We start from the raw sequence: 13030 nt of genomic DNA on the forward strand, positions 1-13030 counted from the left end.
AGCCAAGAGGGGCTGAAAACAGGAGGCGGCGGGTTGCCGGTTGCAGCTCAGGCGGCGGCAAGAACCCGCGCTTCGAAGCTCCGCAGCGAGAGCCGGGCGGCATTTCCGTAGCCACGGCCGGTTTCAGCGCAGAGTTCCGGGAACAATTCGCGGATTTCCGCCTGTGTTCCGGCATCGAAGCCGGCAGCGGTTTCAGGGCCGGGCTGGTAGCTTTCGCTGAGGGCGCCATCGGCCCAGACAATCTGGTGGCTGCCAAACAGGAGGTGGAAATATTCTGCCCTCTGCATCTCAAGTGCCGGGCGCACGGTCTTGTCGTTGACCAAGTCCTTGGCCTTGACCAGGACTTCCTTCTCGCCGAACAGAAGCTCTGCCAGCGGGCCGGACACGACCATCCGGTGCTGCGGGGACACATAGAGGTCGCGGGTGTTGCCGAAGCTGCCCTTGGCAAAACGGATCGGAGCCGTTTCGGCCGTGCACGCCGTGCTGCGGCTGCCGGTCCACTGCAGAACCTGCGGGCCGTTGTCGTAGGTCAGAACTTCCATGCCCGGGCGCAGGTCCTCGACCGGGATCTCGCCATCCGGGGTCCGGATCAGGGTGCCGCGCAGGAAACAGGGCACAGTCTGGGTAATCTCCACCAGGCCGGTGTCCGAGTTCCCCTGGCCGTTGTCCGCAGTATAGTTGAAGTAGACGGTTTCCAGATCGCCGTCAGTCACTACGGTGAAGGTGCCGTCAGCGTTCAGGGTGATCTGCTGGCCGGTCGGCAGGGTAACGGTGTCCCCGGCGGTGACCGGCTGACCGTTGATATGGGTCACGGTCAGCGTGCCTGCGGCAGTGGTGTCATTGTCCAGAACGTCCAGCACCCGGGTCTTGTTGATGGCGAATTCCGCCTCATCATCCTGGGCCACCACGGCGGTCTGGACTGAGCCGCCGGCGATCAGCAGGTTGGTGTCATAGCTGCTGTCGGAGGTATCAGCGACGCCGATCTTCAGCGAGTTGATTTCACCTGGGTTCACGGGAGCGATGAACGTCAGGGTGATGGTGAACCCGTCCATCTCGGTGTTGTACTGGTCGCCGGTGTTGTCGACGTAGACGTTCTCGGTGCCGTCGTTGATGTTGCCGATCGATGCAGTGCCGTCACCGATGGAGACCTGCGCCTCAACACCGTTTACCCAGACGCCAATGACGTCGTTGTATTGGGAGCTGGCAAACTCAGGGTATTCTTCGGAGGAGAGCACGAAGTCGATGGTCAGCGTGTCACCGTCCGGGACAAAATCGACCTCAAGGAAAGATGCGTCAAAGGTGCTGGCGCCCGCCAGCGCGTCGAAATCTGCATCGCCGTTTGCACCGCTTGTGTTGGTGGAGGTGTTTGTATTCTGGTTGGTATTGGTTGAGCCGTCGCTGTTGGTGAAGTCCCGGACATAACCGGTTGACAAGATGACGCCTGAATCCGCAGGGGCAACGCCTGGGGTGGTGGTGTCCGCGCCGGTGTAGATGCCGGAGGACAGGTTGTCACCGCTGTAGCTGGCGCTGGTCACAGTCACGCCGTCGCCGAAAATCTCCTCAGCCATCTGGGTGGCGGTCGCGGAGGAGTCGATGTTCAGTTCGGTTGCAGTGGCCATGGCGGGCGCCTCAGTCCGGGTGCTGGTTAACGGGTTGCTTTCCGGAATGCTGCTGAATTGCGGCGGAATAGTGGCGAGCCTTGGCCGAAATCCTGAAGTTTACTCGAATTTTAGGGGAATTTTCCCAATGCCGGAAAAGATAGAGGCCGTCCCCGTCAGGGACCGGCCTTGCGCGGTGCCGGTTTGGGAGGTGGCCGCGAGCCGCGGCTGGGCGTATCAGCCCTCCCGGCTGCGCTTTTCGAACCGTGGCAGCATGGCTGAGAAGTCCATGCCCTTGCCGTCCTCGTCCTCGACGAATTTTTTGTAGAGCGCCATGGCCAGTTCGCCCATCGGGGTGTCGGCATCGGCACTTTCGGCGGCCTGCTGGCTGAGGCCCAGATCCTTGAGCATCAGCTCCGCCGCAAAACCCGGCTGGTAGTTGTTGTCGGCGGGCGACTGCGGGCCGACGCCGGGTGCGGGGCAATAGGCATTCATGGTCCAGCTGTAGCCGGAGGAGGTGGAGACCACATCGAACATCTTCTGCCGGTCAAGGCCCAGTTTGTCGGCCAGGGCAAAGGCCTCGCAGGTCGCGATCATGGTGACGCCGAGGATCATGTTGTTGCAGATCTTGGCCGCCTGGCCTGCGCCGGCCTCGCCGCAATGCACGGCCTTCTGGCCCATGATGTCGAACAGCGGTTCCGCCGCCGAGAACGCCTCAGATGAGCCGCCGGCCATGAAAGTCAGCGTGCCGCCCGCCGCGCCGCCGATGCCGCCGGAGACCGGGGCGTCCACGGACAGTAGGCCTGCAGCCTCAGCCTGTTCGGCCACTGCACGGGCGGAGTCCACGTCGACGGTGGAGCAGTCGATGAAGGCGGCGCCCTTGGCCATAGCCGGGATCACCTCTGCCGCGACAAGACGCAGGATGGCGCCGTTGGGAAGCATGGTAATGACGGCATCAGCACCTGCAGCGGCCTCAGGGCCGGAGGCGGCCATGGCCACACCTTCGATGCTGACTTCGGCCATGTCGAAGCCGGTGACCTCATGGCCGGCCTTGGCGAGGTTGGCGGCCATCGGCCCGCCCATGTTGCCCAGTCCGATAAAACCGATCTTCATTGCACATCCTCCTCAAATGTCAGCGCATCAGCGCCCAGGGGCGCCAGCATGTCCTCCACCGCCTGCGCAGGCACGGCTTGACCCGCATATTGCCATTGCGGGTTGCGGTCCTTGTCAATGATCTGGGCCCGGATGCCCTCCAGGAAATCGCTTTGTTCCATGGCGCGGAAAGTGTAGCGGTATTCCAGATCCAGCGCCCGGCGGATCGCGGGGCCATCCCTGCGCAGGCGGCGCAGCATCTCCAGTGTGCAGGCCATCGACAAGGGCGAGTTGCGTTTCAGCGATTTCAGCGCAGAAGCGGCAAATTCGCTGTCATCCGCCTCCAACCCGGCAAGGATGTCCTCCAGGCTGTCCTTACCAAAATGCTTGGCGGTGTCCGTGCGAAGCGTGCGCAGTTTACCCTCTGGTGCAGATTGCACAGCATCCTCCACCAGTTTGGCGCTGCCGGATTCCTCCAGGGCGGCGATCAGCGCGGGCCATTCACCTTCAGGGATGAAATAGTCGGCAAAGCCTGCAAGGATCGCATCGCCGGCGCCCATCCGCGCGGCCGTCATTCCGAGGTATTCGCCCAGGTGGTCCGGTGCCAGCGCCAGCATCAGCGAGCCGCCCACGTCCGGCACCAGGCCGATGCCGACCTCCGGCATGGCGATCTGGCTGCTTTCGCCGACTACCCGGTGGGTGCCGTGGCAGCCGATGCCGACACCGCCGCCCATGGTGAAGCCCTGCATGAAGCTGATCACCGGCTTCTTGTACTCAAAAATCAGCGCGTTCAGCCGGTATTCATCCCGCCAGAAGGTGCGGCCATATGAATAGTCGCCCTTGGTGCCGGTGTCATACAGCTCGGCAATATCACCGCCCGCGCAGAAGGCCTTATCGCCCTCGGCGTCGATCACCACCAGCTTGACGGTGTCGTCATTTGCCCAGTCGCGCATGGCGGCGTCGATCGCCATGCACATCTCATAGCTCATCGCATTCAGCGCCTTGGGGCGGGTGAAAGTGATGCGGCCGGCCTGGCCGGATTTGCGGATATGGATGTCACTCATCGGGTGCGCTCCATCTAATGTTCTTGCCGGGCAGTCTGGGGCAGGGAGGCTCAGCCTGCAATCAGCTGACGCGACACAATCAGGCGCATGATCTCGTTTGTGCCTTCCAGGATCTGGTGCACCCGCAGATCGCGGACGATCTTCTCGACGCCGTAGTCGGCCAGGTAGCCGTAGCCGCCGTGCAGCTGCAGGCAGCCGTTGGCGACGTCAAAGGCGGTGTCGGTGACCATCAGCTTGGCCATGGCGCAGAACTTGGTGGCGTCATGGGCACCGGTGTCCAGCTTCCACGCGGCCTGGCGCAGGAAGGTGCGGGCGGCCTGCAGGCGGGTTTCATATTCCGCCAGCCGGAACTGCAGCGCCTGGAACTGGTTGATGGATTTACCGAAGGCCTTGCGCTCCGACATGTACTGCACGGTCTGGTCCAGCGCCGCCTGGGCGCCGCCAAGTGCGCCGGCCGAGATGTTCAGGCGGCCGCCGTCAAGGCCCGCCATCGCGTATGAGAAGCCCTTGCCTTCCTCGCCGATCAGGTTGTCCGCAGGAATCGCGCAATCGTCGAACTGCACCTGCGAGGTGGGCTGCGCCTTCCAGCCCATCTTGTCTTCCAGGGCGCCGAACGAGAGGCCCTTGGTGCCGTCCTCGACCACCACGGTGGAGATGCCCTTGGGGCCGTCCTCGCCGGTGCGGCACATCACGACATAGGCGTCGGAGTAGGAGCCGCCGGAGATGAATGCCTTGGTGCCGTTCAGGATGTAACCCTCATTGCTGCGCTCGGCGCGGGTTTTGAGAGCAGCGGCGTCAGAGCCGGAGCCCGGCTCGGTCAGGCAGTAGGAGAAGATCTTCTCCATGGTGCAGAGGCTCGGCAGCCATTTCTGCTTGGTCTCCTCGGAGCCGAACTTGTCGATCATGCCGCCGCACATGTTGTGGATCGACAGGAAGGAGCCGATGGCAGGGTCGGCCATTGCCAGCGCTTCGAAGACCAGCGTGGCGTCCAGGCGCGAAAGGCCGGAGCCGCCGTATTCCTCAGAGACGTACAGGCCGCCAAAACCCAGCTCTGCCAGCTGCGGCCACAGGGATTTCGGGATGGTGCCTGCCTTTTCCCACTCGCGGGAATGCGGCGCGATGTTGTCCTGGCCGAATGCGCGGGCCATGTCGAAAATGGCCTGCTGTTCCTCTGTCAGTGCAAAATCCATGCGCCGCTCCTCCCGCCGGTTAGATGAATTGAACAGTTGTTAATTTAATAGCGGCCGGGGGACGCTGAGGCAAGCTGCGCAATTGCAAAGCCGCCGTGCAGCATTGCCGCGGCATCTGGCACCCGGGGTCAGGAGAAAATTAAGAAACTTCGGCGAAACTCTTTCTCAAACCGGTCATGTGCAGGTGAACCCTGCATTACGCATTCCAAAAGGAGCAGGCGACGTGTCAAATTCAGGGGCGCAGCATTTTCTGGCATCCAACCTCAGAGGATCCGCAAAGGGGGGTGGAAAAACACCGGATTTCCCGGCGGCCGTGGCCAGCAATGAACGGGCGAATTTCACAATGGCCATGCGCCACGGCCTGCTGAAATCAAACGACGTTCCGGTTCGCGAACAAGTGGTGCGACTGATGAAACTGTCGCGCCGCAAGGCAGTGGAACGCAGTTTCAAGGACGCGGTCTATCTGATGGAGCAGGCGCTGGAACTGGATCCCAAGAACCGCTCGATCCATACCGCGCTAGGTGAGATTTACGAACTGATGGAAAAGCGCGACAAGGCGATTCTCTGTCATGTCGAGGCGCTGCGGCTGGAGCCGCAGAACCCGGAATGCCTGGCCTATATCGGCAGCTATCTGATGCGGATCGGGCAGGATGAGGAAGCCATCAATTACTTCCAGGACTGTCTGAAGTTCGCGCCGTCGAATGAGGTTGTCTTTGCCCGCATGATGCACCTGAAGCGGCGTAAATGCGACTGGTCCGAATTCGGCAAGGCCCGCAAGAAGATCAAGAACTTCTCCAAGGTCATGAAAGCGATTGACCCGTTCTCCTTCCTGAGCGTGGTTGACGATCCGGAGATGCAGAAACAGTACTCAGTGCTTGCCGCCAATGCCAACAAGGTCTGCAAGGAAGAGACCGCCAGCTTTACGGCGCCGCTGGCAAAGAAAGACAAGATCCGGATCGGGTATTTCTCCTGCGACTTCCTGGATCACGCGACAATGTACCTGATCGGCCGGATGTTCGAACTGCATGACCGGGACCGGTACGAGATCTACATCTACGACTACGGCGCGATGACCCAGCAGCAGGGACGCCTGCGGGCGGAGCAATCCGCGGATGTCTACCGGCAGGTCGGCGGCGTCGCGAGCGAAGTCATTGTTGAACAGGCGCGGGCGGACGGGCTGGACATCGCCATTGATCTGAAGGGGCACACCAAGGGCAACCGGATCAACCTGTTCGACCACCGTATGGCGCCGGTTCAGATTTCCTATCTCGGCTATCCCGGCACCTCTGGTGTGGATGCCATTGATTACATGGTTGCCGACCCGGTTGTGGTGCCGCCGAAATACCGCAAGCACTACACCGAGAAGGTCCTCTATATGCCGGACTGCTACCAGTCGAACGACGACAGCCGCAAGGCCTCCGAAGATGTGCCCACGCGGGCTGATGTGGGCCTGCCGGAAGATGCGCTGGTGTTCTGCTCTTTCAACAGCCCCTACAAGGTGTCACCGGAGGAATTCGACATCTGGATGAAGCTGATGAAACTGGTGCCGGACAGTGTGCTGTGGTTCTACGCTGCCCATGACGACATCCGCGACAACATCCGCGCAGAAGCCAAGCGGCGGGGCGTCAGCCCGGACCGGATCGTGTTTGCCGGCTTCGCCCAGCAAGCGGAGCACCTTGCCCGCCTGCCGCTGGCGGACGTGTTCCTCGACACGTTTGCGGTGAACGCGCACACCACCGCCAGTGACGCGCTGTGGGCAGGGGTTCCCGTCGTCACAAAGGTTGGCAAGCAGTTTGCGGCGCGTGTTGCCGCCAGCCTGCTGCACTCTGTCGGAATGGATGAGCTGACCACCACAACGCCGCAGCAGTATCAGGCCCTGGCCCTGAAGTTGGCCCGCGACAAGGACTATCTGGCCGATGTGAAAGCTAGGGTGCGTCAGGGGATCGAGACCGGCCCGCTCTATGATACGGAGAAATTCACCCGAAACTTTGAGGCGCTGCTGGAGAAAACGCTGGAGCGGTTCAATGCAGGACTGAAGCCGGACCACATCAGCCTGAACTGACGCAACTGACCAACGAAAAAGGGCGCGGGATATTCCCGCGCCCTTTTACATTCGGGGCCTGCCGGTGCTGGCCCGCAGGTCAGAGCAGGCGCACCTGGGTGCCGATCTGCACCAGTTCATACAGCTCTTCAACGTGCTGGTTATAAAGGCCGATGCAGCCGGAGGAACTTTGGCGCCCGATCTTGCGGGTGTCATGGGTGCCGTGCACCAGATAGGCCGGCCAGTCCAGATACATCGCGCGGGTGCCCAGCGGGTTGTTCGGCACCCCGCCTTCGATTGTCACTGGCAGCGACGGATCGCGCTCCCGCATGGAGGCGGTCGGGGTCCAGCTGGGGTTTTCCTTTTTGCGCACCACCTCGGTGTAGCCGCGCTTGGTCAGGTCCTCGGTCATCGGCACCGAGGAGGGGAACAGCCGGTAGGTTTCATTGTCCGGCCCCCAGTAGTGCAGCGCGCGCGAGCTGATGTCTGCCAGCAGACAGCCTACGCCCAGCGTTTCAAAATGGTCCTGCCAGTTCTGCTGGGTGAAGGCGGAAGTGTTTCTCTGGACCGGAACTTCCTCGCGGATCGCCGCTTCGTTCTGGGGGAAGGCGTCGGTGGACTGAGCGCGCAGGAGGGCCGGGGTGGCGAGTGTGGCGCCAAGGCCCATAAGGGTTGCGCGGCGGGTGATGCGGAGCTTGGTCATTTTGCCTCTACCGTGCTGCTCGAAAACTCCGCAGCAAGATAAGCATGCCAACGGGTTTTCCTAGGTGCGGCATAACGGAAAATCCGCTTCTCACAACCTTGTGTTTTTCCGGGCGGCGGAAGATTGCCGCCCGGAAGGCGTTTGAAGGTCAGGCCGGCAGGCTGCGGGCCTGGGCAAAGGACAGCAGGCGTTTGCTGTCCTCGTCCCACAGATGCAGACGGGCGTTGGCCAGGCTTTCGCGGATGGTCATCCGGTTGCCTTCGGCCAGTTCGGCGTGATCGCGCAGCACCTCCGGCAGGCGGTAGAACGGGATGCGGCTGTAAAGGTGGTGCACATGGTGGATGCCGATGTTGGCGCTCAGCCATTGCAGCACCGGCGGCAGCACGTAGTGCGAGCTGCCGTGCAGCGCGGCGTCATGCAACTGCCAGTCCTCTTCCTGCTCCCACTGGGTGGTCTCGAACTGGTGCTGGACATAGAACAGCCACAGGCCCGCGGTGGCGGCAATCAGAGTGGCCGGCAGGAAGATCAGCACCAGCGGCATCAGCCCGCCGAAATACCAGATCAGCCCCAGCGCGGCCAGGATCGATGCATTGGTGCCCATGGCGCTGATCCAGTAGCGGGCCTGGCCGGTCAGGCCGTAGGGGATGCGGTTCTGCAGGAAAAACAGGTAGCCGGGGCCAAAGCCGAACAGCGTCACCGGATGGCGGTAGAGGCGGTAGACCAGCCGGTCCCAGCGGCTGGCGGCGCGGTATTCGGCAACGGTCATCGTGTGGATGTCGCCCATGCCGCGTTTTCCGAGGTTGCCGTGGGTGCTGTGATGGATCGAGTGGGTGCGGCGCCAGACGTCATAGGGCGTCAGCGTCAGCACGCCGATGACGCGTCCCACCCAGTCGCTGACATGGCGGTTGTTGAAAAAGGATCCGTGGCCGCAGTCATGCTGGATGGTGAACAGGCGCAACAGGAAGGCAGCGATGCAAACCGACAGGGCCAGTGTCAGCCAGTAGCTGACCGACAGCGACCACCAGGCCAGTGCCCAAAGCACCAGAAAGGGCACTACTGTAACTGCCAGCTCAAAGCTGCTGCGCAGGGAATTGGGTTCGCGGTATTGGGCCAGGATCTTGACCCAGTCGCGGGCGGTTCTTGCAGCCGCCTGCGGCTGGTCCGGTTCTTCTGTCTTGCTCATGCGCCTGCCGTTTGTCTGTCTGTTGCAGACCGGATAGACGAGTTACGCTGCGGAACAAGAGAAAATTGGCTGAAAAGCTTATTTTAACCGACTCCGTGCCGGCAAAAGCGCCATGGAATCTGGCGCTGCATTTTCAGCGGAATGCCGGGAATGAAAAAGGCCCCGGAATGTCCGGGACCTTTTTCTGTTAAAGCGCAGATGGTTAGTCCATGGCCTTGAAGTTGAACTCGCCGCCTTCCTTGATGCCCGAGGGCCAGCGGGAGGTCACGGTCTTGGTGCGCGTGTAGAACTTGAAGCTATCCGGGCCGTGCTGGTTCAGGTCGCCGAACATCGACTTCTTCCAGCCACCGAAGGTGTGGTAGGCCAGCGGCACCGGGATCGGCACGTTGATGCCCACCATGCCGATGTTCACGCGGGAAGCGAAGTCACGCGCGGTGTCGCCGTCGCGGGTGAAGATCGCGGTGCCGTTGCCGTACTCGTGATCCATCGCCAGCTTCAAGGCTTCCTCGTAAGTACCTGCACGCACAGTGGAAAGCACCGGACCGAAGATCTCCTGCTTGTAGATGTCCATGTCGGTGGTGACATGGTCGAACAGGTGGGCGCCGACAAAGAATCCGTCCTCGTAGCCCTGCAGTTTGAAGTCGCGGTTGTCGACCACAAGCTTGGCGCCCTGGTCAACGCCGGACTGGATCAGGCCCAGGATACGCTCCTTGGCGGCCGCGGTCACAACCGGGCCCAGGTCCACATCGTCGCCCGCGGTGTAGGGGCCGACCTTCAGTTTCTCGATGCGCGGCACCAGCTTTTCGATCAGCTTGTCAGCGGTTTCCTCGCCAACCGGAACCGCAACCGAGATTGCCATGCAGCGTTCGCCGGCCGCGCCGAAGCCTGCGCCGACCAGCGCGTCCGCGGCCTGGTCCAGATCGGCATCGGGCATCACGATCATGTGGTTCTTGGCGCCGCCGAAGCACTGGGCGCGCTTGCCGTTGTCGGTGGCACGGGAATAGATGTACTGCGCAATCGGGGTGGAGCCGACGAAGGACACGCCCTGGATGATTTCGCTGTCCAGGATGGTGTCAACCGCCTCGCGGTCGCCGTTCACCACCTGGAACACGCCTTCGGGCAGGCCTGCCTCAACAAACAGCTCAGCCAGCATCAGCGGCACGGAGGGGTCGCGCTCCGACGGTTTCAGCACCACGGCGTTGCCGCAGGCCAGGGCCGGGCCGACATGCCACAGCGGCATCATGGCGGGGAAGTTGAACGGCATGATCGAGCCGACAACACCCAGCGGCTGACGCATGGAGTACATGTCGATGCCGGGGCCTGCGCTGTCGGTGAATTCGCCCTTCAGCATCTGCGGCGCGCCGATGCAGTATTCGATCACTTCCAACCCGCGCTGCAGGTCGCCCTTGGCGTCCGGGATGGTTTTGCCGTGCTCGCGGCTCAGCGCTTCTGCCAGCTTGTCCATGTCGCGGTTCATCAGGCCGACCATCGCCATCATCACGCGGGCGCGTTTCTGCGGGTTGGTGGCGCCCCATGCGGGCTGTGCCGCGGCGGCCTTTTCGATCGCGTCTGTGGTTTCCGCGACGCTGGCCATCGGGCACTGGTACTGCACTTCGCCGGTTGCGGGGTTGAAGACATCGTCAAAGCGGCCCGAGGTGCCGGAGACCAGTTTGCCGTTGATAAAGTGGCCGAGTTCTTTCATCGGATCCTCCTCTGTTCATCTTGCCCATATCGTAGGCTTGCAAAAAACATCGGAAAAGAGGAAACATTTCAAAGAGGCTTTGCAGGAACGCAAAAGGTTAACGCCAGGTTAGCAGCAGAACGGAGGACCCGGGGCCAATGGATCCGCAGTGGGATGATATGAAAGTGTTTTTGGCGGTGGCACGGGAGGCGAGTCTGTCCGGCGCCGGCCGCATCCTCAAGATGGACCCCGCCACCGTCGGCCGCCGCATCGCCCGGTTCGAGGCGGCCCTGGAAACCCCGCTGTTCGTGAAATCGCCGCAAGGCTATGCCCTCAGTGCGGCTGGCGACCGGCTGCTGGTCCATGCCGAGGCCGCCGAACAGGCGATGCGGGCCGGGACGGAAGCCTTGAGCGGCCCCAGCGACACCATGTCCGGCCAGATCCGCATCGGCGCGCCGGATGGCAGCGCCAACTACATTCTGCCGCAGGTTTGCGCCCAGATTGCCGAGGAAAACCCGGATCTGGACATCCAGATCGTTGCGTTGCCGCGGGTGATCAACCTCAGCCGCCGTGAGGCCGACATGGCGGTGACGGTCAGCGCCCCCACCGCGGGCAAGCTGCTGGTCCAGAAGATCTGCGACTATAAGCTGCACCTTGTCGCCTCGCGCCATTACCTGAAAGAACACCCGCCAATCGAAAAGCTGGAGGACCTGAAGGGCCACAAGATGATCGGCTATATTCCCGACATGATCTTTGACAAGGAACTGGACTACCTTAACGACATCGGGGTTGAGCGGGTGGCGCTGGCATCCAACTCTGTCTCGGTGCAGATCAAGATGGCGGCGCAGGGAACGGCGGTCTGCGTGGCGCATGATTTCAGCCTGCCGGCCCACCGGATGCTGCGCAAGATCCTGACCGACAAGGTGAGCCTGACGCGCAGTTTCCACCTGGTGCGGCATCAGGGCGACCAGCGCAGCGAGCGTCTGAACCGTTTTGCCCAGGCATTGTCCAAGGGTATCCGCGACGAGGTGGCCCGGCTGGAAGCCTTGACTTAAAGCTGCGTTGCGGCACACTTAATTTATTGAGAAGTTATTTCCGGAGGTCCCCAGCGTGCTCGTTCAAGAGATTTTAAAGTCCAAGGCCGGCTCGGGTGTTGTTACCGTCAGCCTGTTTGCGAGTGTCGCCGAAGCTGCAAAAGTGATGGCAGACAACCGTTTCGGCACCGTTGTGGTTTCCGCAGACGGCGAATACCCGGACGGCATCCTGTCGGAGCGGGATATCGTGCGGGAACTGGCCAAGGACGGCGCAGGCTGCCTGACGGAGCCTGTCAGCGGCTATATGACCAAGGAACTGGTCACCTGCACCAGCCAGTCAAACGTCGGCGAAGTTCTGCAGCAGATGACCGATGGCCGGTTCCGCCACATGCCGGTGGTGGAAGACGACGGAAAGCTCATCGGGATCATCACCCTGGGCGATGCGGTCAAGGCGCAGCTGGCCCAGGTAGCGATGGAGAAGGACGCGCTGCAGGACATGATCATGGGCCACTGAGCCGCAGGCCACCGCGCGGGGCACTTGGCCGCAGGCGGGGCCTCCGTATTTCTGCCCCCTTGCAATGACGGCCGCAAATATGTTTGCGTGCGCAGAAATTTCTGACAAGGCAGGAGGCCGCCCATGCGCGTTGGTCTGTATCCCGGCACTTTTGACCCGATCACCATCGGGCATATCGACATCATCCGCCGCGCCAGCGCGCTGGTGGACAAGCTGGTGATCGGCGTCGCCATCAACCGCGACAAGGGGCCGCTGTTCCCGCTGGAGGAGCGCGTGGCGATGATCGAGGCGGAGTGCGCCAAGCTGAGCGACGAGACCGGCACCGAGATCGTGGCGCACCCTTTCGAGAACCTGCTGATCGACTGCGCCCGCGACGTCGGCGCCCAGATCATCGTGCGCGGGCTGCGGGCGGTTGCCGATTTCGAATATGAATTCCAGATGGTCGGCATGAACCGGGCGCTGGACAGCTCGATTGAGACCGTGTTCCTGATGGCAGAAGCGCGGCACCAGGCGATTGCGTCAAAACTGGTCAAGGAAATCGCCCGGCTGGATGGTGACGTGTCGAAATTCGTTACACCCCTGGTCAATGACAAGCTGATGGAACGGCTGGGTAAAACCACCTGACACCGTTCACAGAATTGGACACAGGCAAAGCCGGGCTCACGCCCGGCTTTGTGCCTTTGGCGGCGAACTGCGGAAATGTGCTGGGGATCAGCGCCAGAAGGCGGCCCAGTCGATCAGCGCAAACAGCTTCTTGCCGAGAAAGATCATATGCGTGTCGCCGAAAATGGCGATGTCGATGACCGCGGCGGCGATCAGGAACAAGCCAAGGCAAATGGCAATCCGGTTGGTCATGAAGGCTCCGCCGCAAATGAAAACGCCCGCCCAGATAACCTGAGCGGCCGCGAATTCTCAAGAGGGCAGGGCAGG

12 protein-coding genes are annotated in these 13030 nt (G+C 62.0%); 4 read left to right on the forward strand and 8 right to left on the reverse strand.

What is annotated here, in order from left to right; translation table 11 throughout:
- Window positions 1-47 precede the first annotated feature (47 nt).
- The 4 genes from A9D60_RS08210 to A9D60_RS08225 all read right to left on the reverse strand — a co-directional run bounded on the left by A9D60_RS08210 (window position 48) and on the right by A9D60_RS08225 (window position 4944).
- The gene (locus tag A9D60_RS08210; protein WP_065267128.1) at window positions 48-1619 is read right to left on the reverse strand and encodes a choice-of-anchor L domain-containing protein; all 1572 of its coding nucleotides are present in this window, start codon (window positions 1617-1619) and stop codon (window positions 48-50) included.
- 216 nt (window positions 1620-1835) lie between these two features.
- Entirely contained in the window at window positions 1836-2711 is an 876-nt protein-coding gene (gene mmsB, locus A9D60_RS08215; RefSeq protein WP_065267129.1) for a 3-hydroxyisobutyrate dehydrogenase, read from the reverse strand.
- The gene (locus tag A9D60_RS08220; RefSeq protein WP_065267130.1) at window positions 2708-3754 is read right to left on the reverse strand and encodes an enoyl-CoA hydratase/isomerase family protein; all 1047 of its coding nucleotides are present in this window, start codon (window positions 3752-3754) and stop codon (window positions 2708-2710) included. The genes mmsB and A9D60_RS08220 overlap by 4 nt, the downstream gene beginning before the upstream one ends.
- Window positions 3755-3804: 50 nt before the next feature.
- Entirely contained in the window at window positions 3805-4944 is a 1140-nt protein-coding gene (locus tag A9D60_RS08225; protein ID WP_065267131.1) for an acyl-CoA dehydrogenase family protein, read from the reverse strand.
- A 313-nt stretch (window positions 4945-5257) separates the two neighbouring features.
- On the opposite strand from A9D60_RS08225, the gene A9D60_RS08230 reads away from it, so the two are divergent.
- Window positions 5258-7006 (forward strand): O-linked N-acetylglucosamine transferase, SPINDLY family protein, encoded by a 1749-nt coding sequence (locus tag A9D60_RS08230; RefSeq protein WP_083194133.1) that lies wholly within the window; start codon window positions 5258-5260, stop codon window positions 7004-7006.
- Window positions 7007-7085: 79 nt separating this feature from the next.
- On the opposite strand, the gene A9D60_RS08235 is transcribed toward A9D60_RS08230, so the two are convergent.
- From A9D60_RS08235 to A9D60_RS08245, 3 genes are all read right to left on the reverse strand, one after another.
- Entirely contained in the window at window positions 7086-7688 is a 603-nt protein-coding gene (locus A9D60_RS08235) for a L,D-transpeptidase (protein ID WP_065267132.1), read from the reverse strand.
- Between the two features lie 148 nt (window positions 7689-7836).
- On the reverse strand, window positions 7837-8871 hold the full coding sequence (locus A9D60_RS08240) for a fatty acid desaturase (RefSeq protein WP_065267133.1): 1035 nt from the start codon (window positions 8869-8871) through the stop codon (window positions 7837-7839).
- 202 nt (window positions 8872-9073) lie between these two features.
- Window positions 9074-10573, reverse strand: coding sequence for a CoA-acylating methylmalonate-semialdehyde dehydrogenase (locus A9D60_RS08245; protein WP_065267134.1), 1500 nt, complete (start codon window positions 10571-10573; stop codon window positions 9074-9076).
- Window positions 10574-10710: 137 nt separating this feature from the next.
- On the opposite strand from A9D60_RS08245, the gene A9D60_RS08250 reads away from it, so the two are divergent.
- The 3 genes from A9D60_RS08250 (at window position 10711) to coaD (ending at window position 12724) form a co-directional block, all read left to right on the forward strand.
- On the forward strand, window positions 10711-11607 hold the full coding sequence (locus A9D60_RS08250) for a LysR family transcriptional regulator (protein ID WP_065267135.1): 897 nt from the start codon (window positions 10711-10713) through the stop codon (window positions 11605-11607).
- Between the two features lie 55 nt (window positions 11608-11662).
- On the forward strand, window positions 11663-12100 hold the full coding sequence (locus A9D60_RS08255) for a CBS domain-containing protein (RefSeq protein WP_065267136.1): 438 nt from the start codon (window positions 11663-11665) through the stop codon (window positions 12098-12100).
- A 123-nt stretch (window positions 12101-12223) separates the two neighbouring features.
- Window positions 12224-12724, forward strand: coding sequence for a pantetheine-phosphate adenylyltransferase (gene coaD / locus A9D60_RS08260; protein WP_065267137.1), 501 nt, complete (start codon window positions 12224-12226; stop codon window positions 12722-12724).
- Between the two features lie 87 nt (window positions 12725-12811).
- Here coaD and A9D60_RS26550 read toward each other — a convergent pair whose 3' ends face one another.
- A complete protein-coding gene (locus A9D60_RS26550) occupies window positions 12812-12955 on the reverse strand; it encodes a hypothetical protein (protein WP_175392925.1) in 144 nt (47 codons plus the stop codon).
- Window positions 12956-13030: the final 75 nt, after the last annotated feature.

The sequence above is a fragment of the Leisingera sp. JC1 genome, from assembly GCF_001679925.1.
Taxonomy (GTDB): Bacteria; Pseudomonadota; Alphaproteobacteria; order Rhodobacterales; family Rhodobacteraceae; genus Leisingera.

Coding starts and splice junctions, on each gene's coding strand:
- A9D60_RS08210 (WP_065267128.1), bottom strand. CDS start 1,619: ATGGCCACTGCAACCGAACTGAACATCGACTCCTCCGCGACCGCCACC.
- mmsB (WP_065267129.1), bottom strand. CDS start 2,711: ATGAAGATCGGTTTTATCGGACTGGGCAACATGGGCGGGCCGATGGCC.
- A9D60_RS08220 (WP_065267130.1), bottom strand. CDS start 3,754: ATGAGTGACATCCATATCCGCAAATCCGGCCAGGCCGGCCGCATCACT.
- A9D60_RS08225 (WP_065267131.1), bottom strand. CDS start 4,944: ATGGATTTTGCACTGACAGAGGAACAGCAGGCCATTTTCGACATGGCC.
- A9D60_RS08235 (WP_065267132.1), bottom strand. CDS start 7,688: ATGACCAAGCTCCGCATCACCCGCCGCGCAACCCTTATGGGCCTTGGC.
- A9D60_RS08240 (WP_065267133.1), bottom strand. CDS start 8,871: ATGAGCAAGACAGAAGAACCGGACCAGCCGCAGGCGGCTGCAAGAACC.
- A9D60_RS08245 (WP_065267134.1), bottom strand. CDS start 10,573: ATGAAAGAACTCGGCCACTTTATCAACGGCAAACTGGTCTCCGGCACC.
- A9D60_RS08250 (WP_065267135.1), top strand. CDS start 10,711: ATGGATCCGCAGTGGGATGATATGAAAGTGTTTTTGGCGGTGGCACGG.
- coaD (WP_065267137.1), top strand. CDS start 12,224: ATGCGCGTTGGTCTGTATCCCGGCACTTTTGACCCGATCACCATCGGG.
- A9D60_RS26550 (WP_175392925.1), bottom strand. CDS start 12,955: ATGACCAACCGGATTGCCATTTGCCTTGGCTTGTTCCTGATCGCCGCC.